This window comes from Roseateles rivi (assembly GCF_043555845.1).
Lineage (GTDB): Bacteria > Pseudomonadota > Gammaproteobacteria > Burkholderiales > Burkholderiaceae_C > Roseateles > Roseateles rivi.
The window spans coordinates 1-16,403 of record NZ_JBIGHZ010000006.1; the positions used below are offsets into that span (position 1 = coordinate 1).

Sequence of the window (16,403 nt, forward strand, 5' to 3'; positions counted from 1 at the left end):
CAGCCGTGCACTGCAACTGGCCGACCGCGGCTACGTGATGGAGTCCGGGCTCATCACGCTGCAAGGCCCCGGCCGCCAACTGCTGGCCGACCCCAAGGTGCGCTCGGCTTATCTGGGGGAGTGAGGCGCTGCTGTACCGGCGCGAACGCGTCAGACACAGCTCAAGAAAAAAGCGGCCCGAGGGCCGCTTTTGTTTGGCAGGGAAGGATGTGCAAGAGGCCGGTGTGGCCGGGCCCCTTCACCGCCCTCAGGCTGCGGGCTTGACCAGCAGCGAGCGCGCCCAGGCATCGGCCTCGCGCGCAGGCGTGGCGCCGCTGGCGCGCACGCGCTCGAGCAGCTCGGCCACGCGGCCACGGATCAGACCCACTTCGGTCATGACGGCCTGCTCTTCGCCTTCGTTGCGGAATTCGCGGGCCACGCTGATGATGCCGCCAGCGTTGACCAGGTAGTCCGGCAGGTAGGTGATGCCGCGTGCGTGCAGCGCGTCGCCATCAGCAGCGGTGGCAAGCTGGTTGTTGGCAGCGCCAGCAATCAGGCGTGCTTTGAGCGAAGCAATGGATTGCTGGTTCAGCACCGCACCGAGTGCGCACGGTGCCAGCACGTCCACGTCGGCGGCCAGGATGTCGCTGGTGGCCACGGCCACGGCACCGAATTGTTCTTGCGCACGCTGCACTTTGGCGGCGTCCACGTCCGTCACCACCAGCTTGGCGCCAGCCTTGTGCAGGTATTCGGCCAGGTGCCAGCCCACAGCGCCCAGGCCTTGCAGGGCCACGCGCACGCCGTCCAGCGAGCTGCGGCCCAGCACGCGCTTGACACCTTCGTCGATGGAGACGAACACGCCGTAGGCTGTCTTGGGGCTGGGGTCGCCACCGAAGGCACCAGCGCGCGGAATGCCCGACACGTATTGCGTGTGTGCTTGCATGCCCAGCATGTCGGCGGTGGTGGTGCCCACGTCTTCAGCGGTGATGTAAGCGCCGTCGAGCGACTGCACAGCGCGGCCAAAAGCGGCGAACAGCGCGGGGCGGTCGAAGTGGCCAGCGGGCTTGATGATCACGGCCTTGCCGCCGCCAAAGGGCAGCTGGGCCAGTGCGTTCTTCAAGCTCATGCCTTGCGACAGACGCAGCGCATCGTTCAGTGCGGCCAGCTCGTTGTCATAGGTCCAGAAGCGGCAGCCACCAAAGGCTGGACCGCGCGCCGTGCTGTGCACAGCCAAAATGGCCTTGAGGCCCGTCTGAGGGTCGGCGGCCAGCAGCACGCGCTCGTGCGGTGCTTGGTCGGGCAGGCCAAACAAAGAGGTGGGGATGGACTCTGTGGAACCTGCAGAGAGGGCACGGACGAGGTCGGTCAAAGCGTTCATGGCGTCAGGCGAGGCAAATGCACTTGTGGTGCGAGGTAAGTTGGCGGGAATGCAGTCCCGCCGCCAAGGCGACGGCACTTTTGGAGCCGCCGGGGGTGTGAGTGTAATTTGTGGCGGCAACAGAAGGCGTTTCTGTTGACATCAGCCCATGCAAGCCTTGCATCGAAGGCCTGCTTGTTACAGCGAAGTTCAGGGGCCCAAAAAGCCCTCGCGCCGCAGCGTCACGACCAGCGTGTCGCGGTGGCCGGGCTGCGTGCTGTCCAGCGGTTGAATGGGGGTGGATTCGTGGATCACCCGCACATCGTCCAGCAGCAGCAGCGACCAGGGCTCAGACAGCGTGAAGCGCTGTCCATGCGGGCCCTCGGCCTCGAACACGCGGGACTCACCGCCCTTGATGTTGTGGCGCGCCAGCATGAACACGGCCACCAAGTCCACGCCGTCGCGGTGTGCACCCTCCGGCGTCGGGCGCCCGATGCCGTCCGTGGTGTCAATGCGGAACTGGTGGGCTTCCAAAAACCACGGTCCCCGGTGTGGGTGCAAATCGTTGGCCACTTGCGTCAAGCCCAGCAGCAAGCGCTGCCAAGTCGCCGAGTTCAAGAGCGCCGGGTGGACGGGCTCAAACCAGCGCTCGATGCCGCCGTGCAGCGCGTTGTAGTCCAGCGGCTGCCAGTGCGCGCGGTGCGGAGCCAGGGTCAGGCTGGGTGAGTCGCCCAGCTGCGCGACCAGGCTGGCATGGCGCCGAAAACGGTAGCGGCCGCCGTCGCGCAAGTAGGCGTCGGCGGGCAGATCGCTCCAAAACGGCTGCAGGGCTTGCAGCTGAGCCAGAGGCAGGCCGAAGTGTTCCGCCACGCTGGCCGGGGCCAGCACGGTGTGGCCCAGCTCACGCAGCTGAGAAGCGAACGCATCAACAGCAGCGTAGGGTGGAGCAAAGCGCAGCGTGGGCATGGGTGGGGTCGATCAGCTGGAGGCTTTGTCGGCCTCGGAGGTGAAGGCGTCGGCGTAGAAGGCCTCGGCAGGCAGGCCGCAGCGTGCGCTGAAATCGCGCCGCGCCGAGCTCACCACAATGGGCGCGCCGCAGGCGTAGACCTCATGAGCGCTGAGGTCCGCGAGGTCTGCCATCACCGCCTCGTGCACAAAGCCCATGCGGCCGGTCCAGGCCTCTTCGGGCTTGGGCTCGGACAAGACCGGCACATAGCGAAGCCAAGGCAGGCGCTGCGCGGCGGCTTCGGCCCATTCGTGCAGGTAGAGGTCTGCGCGGCTGCGGCAGCCCCAGTACAACACGGCGGGGCGGTGGGACTCGAGCTGCTCGAGCTGCTCAATCAGCGCCTTGATGGGCGCAAAGCCCGTGCCCGAGGCCAGCAGCACGATGGGCTTGTCGCTGTCTTGGTTCAGTCGGAAGCTGCCAAACGGCCCTTCCATGCGCAGGATGTCTTTTTCCTTGAGGGCACCAAACACGTGGTCGGTGAACTTGCCCCCGGGCATGTGGCGGATGTGCAGCTCAATGGCCGCAGGCGTGCCCAGCAGGTGCGGGGCATTGGCCATGGAGTAGCAGCGCCGTGCACCGTCGCGCAGGATGAATTCCACGTACTGGCCCGCGTAGTACTGGAAGTTTTGCGTGGCCGGAAGTTGCAGCTTGACGATGGCCACATCGCTGCTGGGGCGATCGAGGCTCAGTACGCGGCTGGGCAGCTTGAGCACCGGGAATTCGCCCGCGCCCGTGACGCCGCGTGCTTCCAGCACCACGTCTGTCTTGGGTGTGGCGCGGCAGGTCAGGATCAGGCCCTGCGCGCGCTCGTCTTCGCTGAGCGCTTTGCTCTGGTGCTCGCCCAGCTCCACCTCGCCCTCCACCAGCTTGCATTTGCAAGAGCCGCAGGCGCCGTCTTTGCAGCCGTAGGGCAGACCGACGCCTTCGCGTATGGCCGCAAGCAAAAGTGTTTCGTCGGGCTGCACGCTGTACTGGCGTGCGCTGGGCTGGACTGTGACCTGAAAACTCATGGTGGGGCGGGAAGGGGGTGAAACACGCGGCGCGTCCGACACCACCGTGAGAAACGATGGCCGCTGACGCGCCGTACACTGAGCCCGAATTGTGCCCCAAGCCCCTTGGCTGCCGAGCTGTATGCGCCCCAAACCCCCAAACTCCCATCGCCGTTGTGAACCGTCTGGGGCCCAGGCCGAGCTGCTGATCGTGGGCTGCGGCGATGTGGGCCAGCGTGTGCTGGACTTGCTGCCCGCACGTTGGCGTGTGCGGGTGCTCAGCCGCTCAGCCAGGACTGATTTGCAACGCGAAGGTCTTGTGGTGTGCCGTGGCGATCTGGACCAACCCGAGAGCCTCAAGCGCCTGGCTGGCTTGGCGCGGCGCGTGCTGCATCTGGCGCCACCGCCCTCGCAAGGGCAGCACGACACCCGCACCCGCGCGCTGCTGCAGACGTTGTCGCGTGCACAGCGGCCTGTGCAGCTGGTGTATGTCAGCACCACGGGTGTGTATGGCCATGCCCATGGTGCGCTGCTGGATGAGACGGCAGCGCCAGCGCCCACCACGGCGCGGGCGCTGCGGCGTGTGGACGCCGAGCAGCAAGTGCGGGAGTGGGGGCGCCGCCACGGTGTGTGCGTGAGCGTGCTGCGCCTGCCCGGCATCTACGCCTGGGACCGCGAGGGCGGCCACCCGCGCGAGCGCCTGCTGCGCGGCACGCCGGTGCTGTGCGAGGCCGATGACGTCTACACCAACCACATCCATGCCGACGACGCCGCCCGCGCCTGCGCGCGCGCACTCTGGCATGGCGCTCCACAGCGCGCCTACAACGTCTGCGACGACACGCGCTTGAAGATGGGGGACTACTTCGATCTGGCCGCAGACCTCTGCCAACTGCCCCGGCCACCGCGCATCAGCCGCAGCCAAGCGCAAGAGACGCTCGGAGCCATGCAGCTGAGCTTTATGAGTGAGTCGCGCTGCCTCAGCAACACGCGGCTGAAAGAGGAGCTGCGCCTGCGCTTGCGCTACCCCACGGTGGCGCAAGGCTTGCTGCCTCCGCAGGGCTGAGGTCGCGCTACTTCAGCGGCGGCGGCTGTGGCGCCAGTGCTGAATCAGCAGCCAAGCGCCCAGCATGCCGCCCAAATGGGCAAAGTGCGCAATACCGCTGCGCCCGGTGATGCCCATGAGCAGCTCCAAGCCACCGAACAAGGCCACGAAGTACTTGGCCTTCATGGGGATGGGCGGGAAGAGCGGCATGATGATGCGGTCTGGGAACACCATGGCAAAGGCCAGCAGCAGACCAAACAATGCGCCCGAGGCCCCCACCGTCGGCGCCAGCGAGCCCACCAGCACCGTGAACACCAGCTGCGCACCCGCAGCGGCCAGCGCTCCAGCGGCCAGCAGCTGCAGGTAGCGACGCGGCCCCCACAGCCGCTCCAGCTCCGAGCCAAACATCCACAGCCCGAGCATGTTGAAGAAGAGGTGCATGACGTCGCCGTGCAAGAAGGCGTAGGTCACAGGCTGCCAAGGCATGAACTGGCCGCTGGCTATGGGCCACAGTGCAAACAGAGACTCAAAGCCCGGTGGCAGCAGGTAGAAGGCGCAGAACAGGCCGACGCAGGCCAGCATATAGGCCCGGGTAACGGTTGGAATCGGTGGCATGGGTGCGGCGTGGAAAGGTGGCGCCACCACATGCGGCGCCTAAGCTGGCAAGTGTAGGGGCTCATCGAGCCCCTCACGTCTGCCGCGCGCAAGTGCTGGCACGCCGCCTGTTTGCCGGCTTGCGCCACAGGCCGGGGTGAACGATTCAGGCCTGAATCACAGCGCTCCCTGGCTTTTCAAGCTGCGACCGATGTCTTGAATGCGGCGGCGGCCTGCCAGCAAAGAGGCCTCGTTGGTGTGCACAGAGCTGGGGCCCAACACCAGCGGGTGCATGTGTTTTCGCGCAGAACCCAACAGCACGCGAGCCCCTTGAGGACCAGCCCGGCATGTGAGCCCTGCACCTGCGCCAAAGGTCAGCAGCTGCAGGGCTTCGGCCTGCTCATTCACGAGCAAACACCCCTCAAAAGGGAAGGCCCAGCACACCTCGTGTTGCGCGGGCACGGCCCAATGCCATGTGGCGTGGGCTTCCAGTGTGAGCACCAGGTAGTGCATGTCATGGTGGGGCTCAATGGCACTGCCCACGGTCTGCCCTTGAACGTCCCGCTGGCCCAGCAGCACACGCAGCTCGCCCCCCGGAAACTTTGCGGCTTGCACCTCTTGCGGCGGCACATATTGGCCGAAAGACTCACCATCTTCCACGCCGGGAGGCATGGCCACCCAGAGCTGAAAGCCCGTGGCCTGCCCCTCGGTGTCGAAGCTGCCTTGATGCCAGGCACCACCACCGGCGTTCATCCACTCCAGCCCTCCTGCTTTGAGCACGCCGTTTTGCCCCGTGGTGTCTTGATAACGCACATCGCAGCCGGGCTGCCAGGTCAGGGTGGCAATGCCCGAATGCGGGTGCATGCCAAAGCCGAAGCCCCGCTGCACCGGCGCGTTGAAGAAGTCCAGGAAGACAAAGGGCTTGAGGGCGTCACCCAAGGCAGAGGGGTCGATGAGCCGCGTGATGGGGCCGTGCTGGCTTCCGTCATGGCGGCCGGTGATGGGTTTTTCTTGTGGCATGGTGTTCGATCAAGGGTTGGATGTGGACGCTGGCTTTTTGCAATCACTCAGCATGACGGTGATCATGGGCGTGACCGTCATGAGCTCGATGCCGGCAATTTCCAGGAGGTCGCGGCTGTTCTACGTTGCAGTCTTGGTGCGGGCAGCGGAGATGTCGAGCAAGACCACGAGTCAGGAACTGGCGTCGTTCTATCGGCATCCGGGAGTCCTTCTGAGCCATCGATGGGGTCAGCATATTTCTTAAGGAAAATTAGATAAATCGACAAAATTGGATTCACTATTTCATTTGTGCATCAATCGATATGCGCCCATTGCTCAACGACATCGCGCTGTTCGTCGAAGTGGTGACGGCGGGCAATTTCACCCAGGCTGCTGAGCGGCTGAAGATGCCCGCTTCAACGCTGTCGCGCCGCATTGCTGCGCTGGAGTCGCACATCGGCTTCAAGCTGCTCAACCGCACCACGCGGCGGGTGGAGCCCACGGCGGAGGGCTTGACCTACTTCCAGCGCTGCCAAAGCTTGGTGGAAGAGGCCCATCTGGCGCATGAGGAGATTGCCAGCCACCGCAGCACGGTCACGGGCACTTTGCGCGTGGCCAGCACGGGGGACTTTGCCAATCTTTACCTGGCGGCTTGTTTGGGGCGCTACTTGCAGGCCTACCCGCGGGTGAGCGTGGCGCTGTCGCTGAGCTCAAGGGTTGAGGATTTGTTGGCCCATCAGCTGGACCTGGCCATCAGGCTGGGGCCCTTGAGTGACTCGGCGTTGATTGCCCACCCGCTGGGGGTGTTTCAACCGGGGCTCTATGCCAGCCCGCAGCTTCTGCAGGAGCGCGCGCCATTGCATGAGCCGAGGGATCTGGCGCAATGGCCATGCATTCGGCTCAGCGAAAGCGAAGCTGCCTCGACTTGGAAGTTCGCTCAGGCTGGCGGCTCACCAGGGCGTGAGCAGACAGTGCGGGTCAGTGGCCGCCTGGTTGCGGGAGGGCCGCAACTGGCCACGCAGCTCACCGCACAAGGAATGGGGGTCGGGCTGCTGGATCAGCGCCTGGCACAGCCCTTGGTGGCAGGCGGGCAGCTGGTGCCGTTGCTGGCTGGGTGGCGAGCCGCCGCCGTGCCTGTGCATGCCATCACGCTCTCACGTTTGATGCCTGCACGGGTGCGGCAGTTCATTGATTTGCTCAAGCAAGAGCTCAACGAGCGACCCGATGCCTGAGGGTGGCATCGGGTGGGGTGGCACCTGTGTTTGTCAGGTGCGGTTGGAGGAGTCGAGGTCGCGCTTTTTGATGCGCACTGGCGCGCGTGGCGTGGCGGCTGGAGCGTCTTGGGCGACGGCATCGGCAGCTTCAGCGGTTTTGGCGCTGGTGGCTTCGGTCTCGGCAGGCTCTGCGCTGATGACGCGGGTGTAGGGCTTGAGCACTTGCACCAGCTGCCCGTAAATCTTGGGGCTGCCGGCCACCAGCTCGCGCTGGTGCAGGAAGTCGGCCTCGCCGGTGAAGTTGCCCACCAGGCCACCGGCCTCGGTGATGATGAGCGAACCTGCGGCCACATCCCAGGGGTTGAGACCGGTTTCGAAGAAGGCGTCGTAATACCCGGCCGCCACATAGCAAAGGTCGAGGGCTGCAGCGCCAGGGCGGCGCAGACCAGCGCACTGCTGCATGACTTCCTCGAACATCTTCATGTAGCGCTTGAAGTTGTCGCCACGGCGGAAGGGGAAGCCTGTGCCGATGAGTGCGTCACTCATGCGCGTGCGGCGCGAGACGCGCAGGCGGCGGTCATTGAGGTAAGCGCCGCGGCCACGCGTGGCATAGAACAGGTCGTTGCGGCAAGGGTCGTAGACCACGGCTTGCTGCACCACGCCGCGGTGCGCCAGCGCGATGGACACGGCATAAACCGGGAAGCCGTGGATGAAGTTGGTGGTGCCGTCCAGCGGGTCGATGATCCACTGGAATTCAGACGTTTGGTTGCCGTGGGTGCGGCCAGACTCTTCAGCCAGGATGCTGTGGTCGGGATAGGCGGCCAGCAGGGTGCTGATGATGGCCTCTTCCGCTGCGTGGTCCACCTCGGTCACAAAGTCATTGGGCGATTTGCTGTTGATCTTGAGTACATCCAGATCCAGCGAGGCCCGGTTGATGATGGAGCCAGCAGTGCGCGCCGCCTTGATGGCGACATTGAGCATAGGGTGAAGAGCAGCTTGTTGCGACATGCTGAGGGCGCTTTCGTGTGAGAGGGGACTGGCAGGGGAAAAGAGCAGATTCTCCGCGCCGTGGACCCCAAAGATGCGCAAGGCGCACCGGGTGCAGGCGGGATAATCCACGATTGTGACACAACACCGAGTTTTCCCCTATGCCTGACCAGAATCCGCCAGCCACTGTGAAGCCAGGTTCGGCGCAGCACACCCGCTTCGTGCTGATCGACACCAGCCACCCCGGCAATGTGGGTGCAGCGGCGCGGGCCATGAAGGTCATGGGCTTTGCAGATTTGGTGTTGGTGCGCCCGCGCTTTGCCGATGTGCTGTCGCAAGAAGAAACCGTGGCCATGGCCAGCGGCGCGGCGGACGTTTTGGTGCGTGCGCGTGTGGTGCAGAGCCTTGAAGAGGCGCTTGATGGCGTCGACTTCGTCTGTGCCACGGCCATGACGCCGCGCGACTTCGGCCCGCCGGTGCATGCGCCGCGAGCCTTGTTCACGGAGCTGGCGGCTCAAGAGCGTCGCGTCGCGCTGGTGTTTGGGTCTGAGCGCTATGGCATGAGCAACGAAGACGTCTACAAATGCCATGCCGTACTTTCTATTCCCACGGACCCTGGCTACGGCTCGCTGAACCTGGCCCAGGCCGTGCAGCTGCTGGCCTATGAATGGCGCCAGGCGCTGGGTGGCTACGCCGTGCAGGGCCGCACCAAACCGGCAGAGCTGGCCGACGCCAAAGCCGTGCAAGGCCTGCTCTCGCACCTGGAGCAGGCGCTGGTGCATATCGGCTATCTGGACCCACAAGCGCCCAAGAAGCTGCTGCCTCGCTTGAACCAGCTCTTCAATCGCGCCGCACTCACGGCCGAAGAAGTTCACATCCTGCGAGGCATGGCCGGCGCCATGCAGCGCTGCCAGCGGCAGGAGCCCGCGGCATCTGAGCCCAAAAATCCACCACCACAGCGCTGAAGCCCTGTGGTGCGCCCTTAGAGACCGCAGGCAGTGCCGCTACACTGTGCGGCCCTGTTTGCCAGCCACGGCACCCTGTCGTGCCTCATCCTGCCCGCCATGTTCCAGCGCCTGCGAGAAGACATAGCCTGCATCCTGGAGCGAGACCCAGCGGCACGTTCGCGCTGGGAGGTGCTCACCTGCTACCCAGGGCTGCATGCCCTGGTCTTGCATCGCGCGGCCCACGCATGTTGGCGCCGAGGCTGGCGCTGGCTGGGGCGTTTCATCTCGCACATCGCTAGGTTTCTCACCGGTATTGAAATCCACCCCGGCGCCACCATCGGCCGCCGCGTGTTCATCGACCACGGCATGGGCGTGGTGATTGGGGAGATGGCCGAGATCGGCGACGACTGCACCATCTATCAAGGCGTGACGCTGGGCGGCACGTCCTTGGTCAAGGGCGCCAAGCGCCATCCCACGCTGGAGGCCGGTGTCATCGTCGGTGCCAATGCCTGTGTGCTGGGCGGCTTCACGGTGGGGGCAGGGGCTCGTGTGGGCTCTAACGCCGTGGTGACCAAGGCGGTGCCCGCAGGGGCCACGGCCGTTGGCAACCCGGCACGCATCATCGAAGTGCAGGCCGACGCTGAACGCGAGGCCGCGGCTGCACGCATGGGCTTTTCAGCCTATGGCGTGACGCAGGGTGACGACCCCGTGGCGCAGGCCATGAAGGGCTTGATCGACAGCGCTGCGGGCCATGAGCACCAAATCGCCCTGCTGTGGCAGGCGGTCAGCACGCTGTCGCAGGGGCAGCGCCAAGACTGTGTGCCAGAAGGCGCGCAACAGGCCGAGTGCTTTGATGCCGCAGGGCTGTCGCGCCTGGTTAAGTAAGCGCGTTACTCAGGCCGGATCGGGCGCTGCGCGGTTTTGGGCCGGAAGGCCTTGATCACGCTGGCGCGCGTTTCCATGTACGGGCCGCCGATCAAATCCACGCAATAAGGCACGGCGGCAAAAATACCGCTGGCTTGTGGGTGGCCGCCCAGGGTTTCTGCAATGGCTTTGGGCTGGCCGGGCAGATTGATGATCAAAGCGCGCCCGCGAATCACCGCTGTTTGCCGCGACAAGATGGCCGTGGGCACGAAGTGCAGCGAAATTTGGCGCATCTGTTCGCCAAAGCCGGGCAGCTCACGGTCGGCCACGTCGAGGGTGGCCTCGGGCGTGACGTCGCGCGGTGCCGGGCCGGTGCCGCCGGTGGTCAGGACCACATCGCAGCGCGCTTGGTCCACCAAGTCGCGCAAGGTGCTGGCAATCAGCTCGCGCTCGTCGGGAATCAGGCGGCACTCGAATTCGATGGGGTTGTGCAGAGCTTTGCACAGCCAGTCGCGCAGGGCGGGCAGGCCCTGGTCTTCGTACACGCCGCTGCTGGCGCGGTCGCTGATCGAGACCACACCGATGCGCAGGGCCTCGGGTGGGGGCAGGGCGGCGGAGGGCTCACTCATCGTCGTCATCGGTGCTGACTTCGTCCTGCAGCGCTGCGTCACCGCCACGAGTCGCATTGAGCGTGGCTTTGATGAACTGGAACAGTTCGCGCCAAGAGCGGCCGTTGCGCTGGCTGACCTCGGCGGCGCGGTCTTTGCGCGCGGCGCGAATCAAGCTGCGCAGGTGTTGCATGTCCACGCCGGGGTGGGCGCTCAAGAACTGCTGCAGCGCATCGTCGGCGGCCACCAGGCGCTCGCGCCAGATCTCGGCTTCGTGCAGCAGCACGCTGTCGAGCGCGCGCCCGAGTTTGAATTCCGCCACGGCTTGGCGAACGGGCTCGGCGTCGATATTGCGCATGAGCTTGCCAATGAGCTGCATCTGGCGGCGTTGCGCGCCGCGCGTATTCCTCAGCTTGCGCGCCATCTTGATGGCGTCCAGCAGCGAATCGGGCAGTTGCAGCGCGTTGAGCCGGCTGTCGGGCAAGTCGAGCAGTTCCACCCCCAGCTCTTGCAGCGCGTTCATGTCGCGCTTGAGCTGGCTCTTGCTGGGGCGGTCGTCGTCGAAGTCGAAGGTGTCGTGGTCTGCTTGCATGGGCGTCGGGTTGGGGCTGAGTACTACGCCAGCCCAGAGGGGCCCGTATGATAGTCCCCCGTCTGTATCTGTGGCAGCTCCGCGCTGCGCATTGCAAAAACATCATGAGCCAAGAACCCCAAGGATTCGCCTACTCCCCGCAGCAGTTTCGCGAGCTGATTGAGGAGGTCTTGGCCGAGGCCAAACGGCTCGGTGCCAGCGATGCGGGAGCAGAGGTCTCTGAGGGCAGTGGCCTGTCGGTTTCGGTGCGCCGCGGGCGTTTGGAAAACGTGGAGCGCAACCGCGACAAGTCCCTGGGCATCTCCGTCTACCTGGGACAGCGCCGCGGCAACGCCAGCACCTCAGATTTTTCCAAACAGGCCTTGGTGGACACGGTGCGCGCGGCCTACGACATCGCTCGCTTCACAGCAGAGGATGAGTTCGCGGGCCTGCCCGATGCCGACTTGCTGGCGCGCGACGACACGCCGCTGCCGCAGTTGGATCTCTATCACCACTGGGCGGTCGACCCCGAACAGGCTGCCGCTCTGGCGCTGCGTTGCGAGCAGGCGGCTTTTGACACCGATGCCCGCATCACCAACTCTGAAGGCGCGGGCGTGTCTGCCCAACAGTCACACTTTTTTGCGGGCAACTCGCGCGGTTTTCGTGGCGGCTACGCCAGCTCGCGCCACAGCATTTCCGTCGCACCCATTGCCGGGCGCGGTGCGGCGATGGAGCGCGACTCCTGGTACAGCTCCATGCGCGACCCCGCTGACGTGGCCAGCCCCGAATCGGTTGGTCGCTACGCCGCAGAGCGCGCCTTGGCCCGCCTGAAAGCGCGCAAAGTCAAAACCGCCACCGTGCCGGTGCTGTTTGAAGCGCCGGTTGCGGCCGGCCTGTTGGGGGCGCTGGTGCAAGCGACCTCTGGCGGTGCGCTCTACCGGCGCGCCACCTTCTTGCTCGACAGCCTGGGCAAGCCCGTGTTGCCCACGCATGTGGATGTTTTGGAAGATCCGCACATTCCCAAAGCCAAAGGCTCGACGCCTTTTGACGATGAGGGCGTGCTGACCCAGCCTAGAACCTTGGTAGATGCCGGGGTGTTGCAGGGCTACTTCCTGACCAGCTATTCAGCGCGCAAGCTGGGCATGAAAACCACCGGCCATAGCGGCGGCTCACACAACTTGTTCATGCGCAGCCGCGCGACAGCCCCCGGCGATGATTTGTCCACCATGCTGCGCCGTCTGGGTACTGGTCTGTTCGTGACGGAGCTGATGGGGCAGGGCGTGAACTACGTGACGGGCGACTATTCACGTGGTGCCAGTGGCTATTGGGTTGAGAACGGGCAAATTGTCCATCCGGTGCATGAAATTACCATTGCGGGTAATTTGATGGATATGTTCAAGAACATCGTTGGTATTGGTGCGGATATGTACAACCTGGGTGGGAAAAATGTGGGCTCCGTTCTGGTTTCTGAAATGAAGCTGGCTGGTGCCTGATTTATCGCCTGTCTTCATGGATTTTGGCTCTGAAGCGGCCTTGCGACGCTCTGTCTGTCAATTTTGTGTCAGGAAATGATGGCAGGGCGATTTCATTGGCGTCATCCTGGTGGCTTTTGGGCGGTGGCTCCTGCTACGCTGTTGCAGTTGATGATGGTCGCTAGGGTAGATACGTAATGGCGCAGTTTTCATGCCGCCTACACTCGGGGAGTCATATACCCCGATTTCACAGGAGACAGGCATGAAACGTCGTTCCTTCGTTACGCAGGCAGGCTTGGCTGGCGTCCTTGCCAGTGGCGTGGCGCCCGCTGTGGTTCACGCCCAGGCTAACTTGCGCTGGCGTTTGGCATCGAGCTTTCCCAAGTCGCTGGACACGATTTTTGGTGCGGCCGATGTGTTCACCAAAAAAGTCGCGGAAATGTCAGGCGGAAAATTCCAGATTTCCGTCCATGCGGGCGGCGAACTGATGCCTCCTTTTGGGGTTGTTGACGGTGTTCAAAATGGCACCGTCGAAATGGCTCACACAGCTCCATATTACTTTTTCGGCAAAGATGAGACCTTTGCTTTGGGTTGTGCAATCCCCTTTGGTTTGAATAGCCGACAAATGACGGCCTGGATGTATGAGGGGAATGGTCTGAAGTTGATGCGGGATTTCTACAGAAACTTCGGCATCATTTCTTTCCCGGGTGGTAATACCGGCGCGCAGATGGGTGGTTGGTATCGCAAGGAGATCAAGAGCCTTGCGGATATCAAAGGCATGAAAATGCGCATTGGCGGGTTTGCTGGCCGGGTTCTTGAGCGCATGGGTGGCGTGCCGCAAAATATTCCTGGCGGCGAGATTTACCAAGCCCTGGAAAAAGGCACGATCGACGCGGCGGAATGGGTGGGCCCTTACGACGATCAAAAGCTAGGCTTCAACAAGGTGGCCCCCTTTTACGTCTACCCTGCCTGGTGGGAAGGCGGCCCGCAACTGGACTTTTTCATCAACACCAAGGCCTTTGAGGCGCTGACGCCGGAGTACAAGGCTATTGTTGAGGCCGCTGCCGCTATTGCGCACACCGACATGCAGGCCAAGTACGACGCCAAAAATCCTGCTGCACTGCGCCAGTTGGTGGGCAGCGGGACCAAGCTTGTGCGCATGCCCAAAGACGTCATGGCGACGGCCTTCAAGGAGGCCATGGCGCTTTACAGCGAGTTGTCCAGCAAGAACCCGAACTGGAAGAAGGTCTACGAGGACTACGCTACCTTCCGTCGAGACCAGAACCTGTGGTCTCGCTTTGCAGAGAAGAGCTTCGATGACTTCATGCAGTCGCAAAAGCTCTAAAGAGGCGGCTTAGAAGCAAAACACCCCGGCAACCTCTCGGTCGCCGGGGTGTTTGTTTATGGGGTTCGCTGTGTTATTCGCGTTCGCCGCCGAAGATGCCCAGAATGGCCAGCAGGCTCTGGAACACGTTGTAGATGTCCAGGTAGATGGCCAAGGCGGCGCTGACATAGTTCGTTTCACCGCCGTCGATGACGCGCTTGACGTCATACAGCATGAAGGCAGAGAAGATGCCCAGCGACAGCACCAGCAGCGTCAGCATCAGCGCGGAGGACTGCAGGAAGATGTTCACCAGGCCGGCCACCAGCAGGATGATGACGCCCACGAACAAGAACTTGCCCATGCTGGAGAGGTCGCGCTTGATCACTGTGGCCAAGCTGGCCATGGCGAAGAAGATGGCTGCCGTGCCTCCAAAGGCGGTCATGATCAAGGACGCGCCGTTCTTGAAGCCGAGGATTTGCGCCAGCATGCGCGACAGCATCAGCCCCATGAAGAAGGTGAAGCCCAGCAGGGCGTAAACACCGATCGAGGAGTTCTTGTTGCGCTCAATGACGTACATCAGGCCAAAGGCGCCAGCAAAGAAGATCAGCGTGCTGGCCAGCATGCCCATTTTGGCCATGATGCCTGTGCTCACGCCCACCCATGCGCCAAGAACCGTGGGCACCAGAGACACGGCCAGCAGCCAGTAGGTGTTGCGCAACACGCGGTTGCGGTCGACGGCAACCGCGCTGCCATAGGCGTCGCCGTAGGGGGTTGGAAAACCTTGGTTCATACGTCCTCCAGTAGGTTGCTAGTGAGGTGGGATTGTGAGGCCATTTGCGCGCAGTGGACTCTGCGCCCATCGGCGGGGATCCAGAGCGAAGAATGGGCTTTTGTCCGGTGCGATCTTGGCTGCTATCTTGACGTTCAGCAAGGCGCGCTGATCTTAGTAATTGTTCGAAAATACCATCGTATAAATATTCTTCGCCTACGGTTTTTATCACACATGTCGATCTGCGTGGTGTTTCTTTCCGGGTGGTGGGGCTGGGGATGCTCTGGTGGCCCACGCTGTTACAGGATTGTGTGCGACCGAGGGTTTGGCCTAGTGCGTCCGAGGTATACTCGACAGGTTTATCTGCAACCTGCCGCTACAGCGAAACTCCAAGCCGTTTCCTACTTTCCAAGTTGGCGACTTCTGTTGACCCGTCACCCGCGTGAAGCTGGGGTGATGAGGAGGCGAAGGAGTGACGTCTGGGCGCGCAATTCACCGGAGTTCCCCCGTGCTGCCCGATCTGCTCTCCCCCCTTCCTGCGGTACTCGCATTGGCAGACGGCACGGTCTTCAAGGGTGCCTCGATCGGCGCAGCCGGTCACACGGTTGGTGAGGTGGTGTTCAACACCTCGCTGACCGGCTATCAAGAAATCCTCACTGACCCCAGCTACTGCCGGCAGATCGTGACGCTCACGTATCCGCACATCGGCAACTACGGTGTCAACGAGGAGGACGTCGAGGCCTCACGAGTCCATGCCGCTGGTTTGATCATCAAGGAACCCCCGGTTCTTGATTCCAACTTCCGCAAATCCCGCACGCTCACGCAATACCTTCGAGACGAAGGCACGGTGGCCATTGCGGGCATCGACACGCGTCGCCTGACGCGTGTGCTGCGCCAGACCGGCGCACAAAACGGCTGCATCTTGGCGCTGGAGGCTGGTGAGATCATCACCGAGGCTCACGTCCAGCGCGCCATTGCCTTGGCCCAGGCCGCGCCGAATATGGCAGGCCAGGACTTGGCGCAGGTGGTCAGCCGCCAACAGACAGAGGTTTGGACGCAAACCGAGTGGCAGTTGGGTCGCGGCTACAGCGTGCAAAGCCAGCCCAAATTCCACGTGGTGGCCTACGACTTTGGCGTCAAAGCCAACATCCTGCGCATGCTGGCCTCGCGCGGCTGCAAGGTCACGGTGGTGCCCGCCAAAACGCCTGCCAGCGAGGTCTTCGGCCTTGAGCCGGACGGCGTGTTCCTCTCCAACGGCCCTGGCGACCCAGCGCCTTGCGACTACGCCATTGCTGCCACGGCCCAGATCATCGAAGCAGGCATCCCGACTTTTGGTATTTGCCTGGGGCATCAAATCATGGCCCTGGCCAGTGGTGCCAAGACCTTCAAGATGAAGTTTGGCCACCACGGGGCCAACCACCCGGTGAAAGATTTGGACAGTGGTCGCGTGTCCATCACCAGCCAGAACCACGGTTTTGCGGTGAATGCTGAGACCTTGCCGGCGAACTTGCGTGCCACGCACGTGAGCCTGTTCGACGGCACGCTTCAGGGCTTGGCGCGGACCGACAAGCCCGCGTTTTGTTTCCAAGGACACCCCGAAGCCAGCCCCGGCCCGCACGACATCGGTTACTTGTTCGATCGTTTTATCGGCCTGATGGCCAAGGCCTGAGTGCTGAGCGGC

The 16,403-nt window shown here is 63.4% G+C and carries 17 protein-coding genes and 1 pseudogene; 9 read left to right on the forward strand and 9 right to left on the reverse strand.

The window, feature by feature from the left end; genetic code table 11:
- A pseudogene (locus ACG0Z6_RS15115) lies at nt 1-124 on the forward strand (ABC transporter ATP-binding protein); the annotation flags it as partial.
- A gap of 123 nt (nt 125-247) precedes the next feature.
- Here the strand turns inward: ACG0Z6_RS15115 and ACG0Z6_RS15120 are convergent.
- The 3 genes from ACG0Z6_RS15120 to ACG0Z6_RS15130 all read right to left on the reverse strand — a co-directional run bounded on the left by ACG0Z6_RS15120 (nt 248) and on the right by ACG0Z6_RS15130 (nt 3,352).
- Complete coding sequence (locus ACG0Z6_RS15120) at nt 248-1,357, reverse strand: Leu/Phe/Val dehydrogenase (RefSeq protein WP_394462892.1); 1,110 nt, start codon at nt 1,355-1,357, stop codon at nt 248-250.
- 189 nt (nt 1,358-1,546) lie between these two features.
- Nucleotides 1,547-2,302 (reverse strand): 2OG-Fe dioxygenase family protein, encoded by a 756-nt coding sequence (locus tag ACG0Z6_RS15125; RefSeq protein WP_394462894.1) that lies wholly within the window; start codon nt 2,300-2,302, stop codon nt 1,547-1,549.
- A gap of 12 nt (nt 2,303-2,314) precedes the next feature.
- The gene (locus ACG0Z6_RS15130; RefSeq protein WP_394462896.1) at nt 2,315-3,352 is read right to left on the reverse strand and encodes a CDP-6-deoxy-delta-3,4-glucoseen reductase; all 1,038 of its coding nucleotides are present in this window, start codon (nt 3,350-3,352) and stop codon (nt 2,315-2,317) included.
- A 121-nt stretch (nt 3,353-3,473) separates the two neighbouring features.
- On the opposite strand from ACG0Z6_RS15130, the gene ACG0Z6_RS15135 reads away from it, so the two are divergent.
- Nucleotides 3,474-4,394, forward strand: a complete 921-nt coding sequence (locus tag ACG0Z6_RS15135) for an NAD-dependent epimerase/dehydratase family protein (protein ID WP_394462898.1) — start codon at nt 3,474-3,476, stop codon at nt 4,392-4,394.
- Nucleotides 4,395-4,406: 12 nt separating this feature from the next.
- On the opposite strand, the gene ACG0Z6_RS15140 is transcribed toward ACG0Z6_RS15135, so the two are convergent.
- Complete coding sequence (locus ACG0Z6_RS15140; protein ID WP_394462900.1) at nt 4,407-4,988, reverse strand: rhomboid family intramembrane serine protease; 582 nt, start codon at nt 4,986-4,988, stop codon at nt 4,407-4,409.
- Between the two features lie 156 nt (nt 4,989-5,144).
- Entirely contained in the window at nt 5,145-5,987 is an 843-nt protein-coding gene (locus ACG0Z6_RS15145; protein WP_394462902.1) for a pirin family protein, read from the reverse strand.
- On the opposite strand from ACG0Z6_RS15145, the gene ACG0Z6_RS15150 reads away from it, so the two are divergent.
- Entirely contained in the window at nt 5,968-6,231 is a 264-nt protein-coding gene (locus ACG0Z6_RS15150; protein ID WP_394462904.1) for a hypothetical protein, read from the forward strand. The genes ACG0Z6_RS15145 and ACG0Z6_RS15150 overlap by 20 nt on opposite strands.
- 58 nt (nt 6,232-6,289) lie before the next feature.
- Nucleotides 6,290-7,198, forward strand: a complete 909-nt coding sequence (locus ACG0Z6_RS15155) for a LysR family transcriptional regulator (protein ID WP_394462906.1) — start codon at nt 6,290-6,292, stop codon at nt 7,196-7,198.
- 33 nt (nt 7,199-7,231) lie between these two features.
- Here the strand turns inward: ACG0Z6_RS15155 and ACG0Z6_RS15160 are convergent, their stop codons facing one another.
- Nucleotides 7,232-8,188 (reverse strand): inositol monophosphatase family protein, encoded by a 957-nt coding sequence (locus tag ACG0Z6_RS15160; RefSeq protein WP_394462908.1) that lies wholly within the window; start codon nt 8,186-8,188, stop codon nt 7,232-7,234.
- A gap of 167 nt (nt 8,189-8,355) precedes the next feature.
- Between ACG0Z6_RS15160 and ACG0Z6_RS15165 the strand changes: the two genes are divergently transcribed.
- Entirely contained in the window at nt 8,356-9,132 is a 777-nt protein-coding gene (locus tag ACG0Z6_RS15165; RefSeq protein WP_394462910.1) for an RNA methyltransferase, read from the forward strand.
- A gap of 99 nt (nt 9,133-9,231) precedes the next feature.
- A complete protein-coding gene (gene cysE, locus ACG0Z6_RS15170; protein ID WP_394463387.1) occupies nt 9,232-9,999 on the forward strand; it encodes a serine O-acetyltransferase in 768 nt (255 codons plus the stop codon).
- A 5-nt stretch (nt 10,000-10,004) separates the two neighbouring features.
- On the opposite strand, the gene mog is transcribed toward cysE, so the two are convergent.
- Entirely contained in the window at nt 10,005-10,607 is a 603-nt protein-coding gene (gene mog / locus ACG0Z6_RS15175) for a molybdopterin adenylyltransferase (protein ID WP_394462912.1), read from the reverse strand.
- Complete coding sequence (gene yjgA, locus ACG0Z6_RS15180) at nt 10,600-11,178, reverse strand: ribosome biogenesis factor YjgA (protein WP_394462914.1); 579 nt, start codon at nt 11,176-11,178, stop codon at nt 10,600-10,602. The genes mog and yjgA overlap by 8 nt, the downstream gene beginning before the upstream one ends.
- A gap of 104 nt (nt 11,179-11,282) precedes the next feature.
- Between yjgA and pmbA the strand changes: the two genes are divergently transcribed.
- Both pmbA and ACG0Z6_RS15190 read left to right on the forward strand, forming a co-directional pair.
- Entirely contained in the window at nt 11,283-12,650 is a 1,368-nt protein-coding gene (gene pmbA, locus ACG0Z6_RS15185; RefSeq protein ID WP_394462916.1) for a metalloprotease PmbA, read from the forward strand.
- A gap of 241 nt (nt 12,651-12,891) precedes the next feature.
- A complete protein-coding gene (locus ACG0Z6_RS15190; RefSeq protein ID WP_394462918.1) occupies nt 12,892-13,974 on the forward strand; it encodes a TRAP transporter substrate-binding protein in 1,083 nt (360 codons plus the stop codon).
- A gap of 73 nt (nt 13,975-14,047) precedes the next feature.
- Here ACG0Z6_RS15190 and ACG0Z6_RS15195 read toward each other — a convergent pair whose 3' ends face one another.
- Nucleotides 14,048-14,743, reverse strand: a complete 696-nt coding sequence (locus ACG0Z6_RS15195) for a Bax inhibitor-1/YccA family protein (protein ID WP_394462920.1) — start codon at nt 14,741-14,743, stop codon at nt 14,048-14,050.
- A 487-nt stretch (nt 14,744-15,230) separates the two neighbouring features.
- Here ACG0Z6_RS15195 and carA point away from each other — a divergent pair, with 487 nt between their 5' ends.
- Entirely contained in the window at nt 15,231-16,391 is a 1,161-nt protein-coding gene (gene carA / locus ACG0Z6_RS15200; protein ID WP_394462922.1) for a glutamine-hydrolyzing carbamoyl-phosphate synthase small subunit, read from the forward strand.
- The last annotated feature ends 12 nt before the right edge of the window (nt 16,392-16,403 follow it).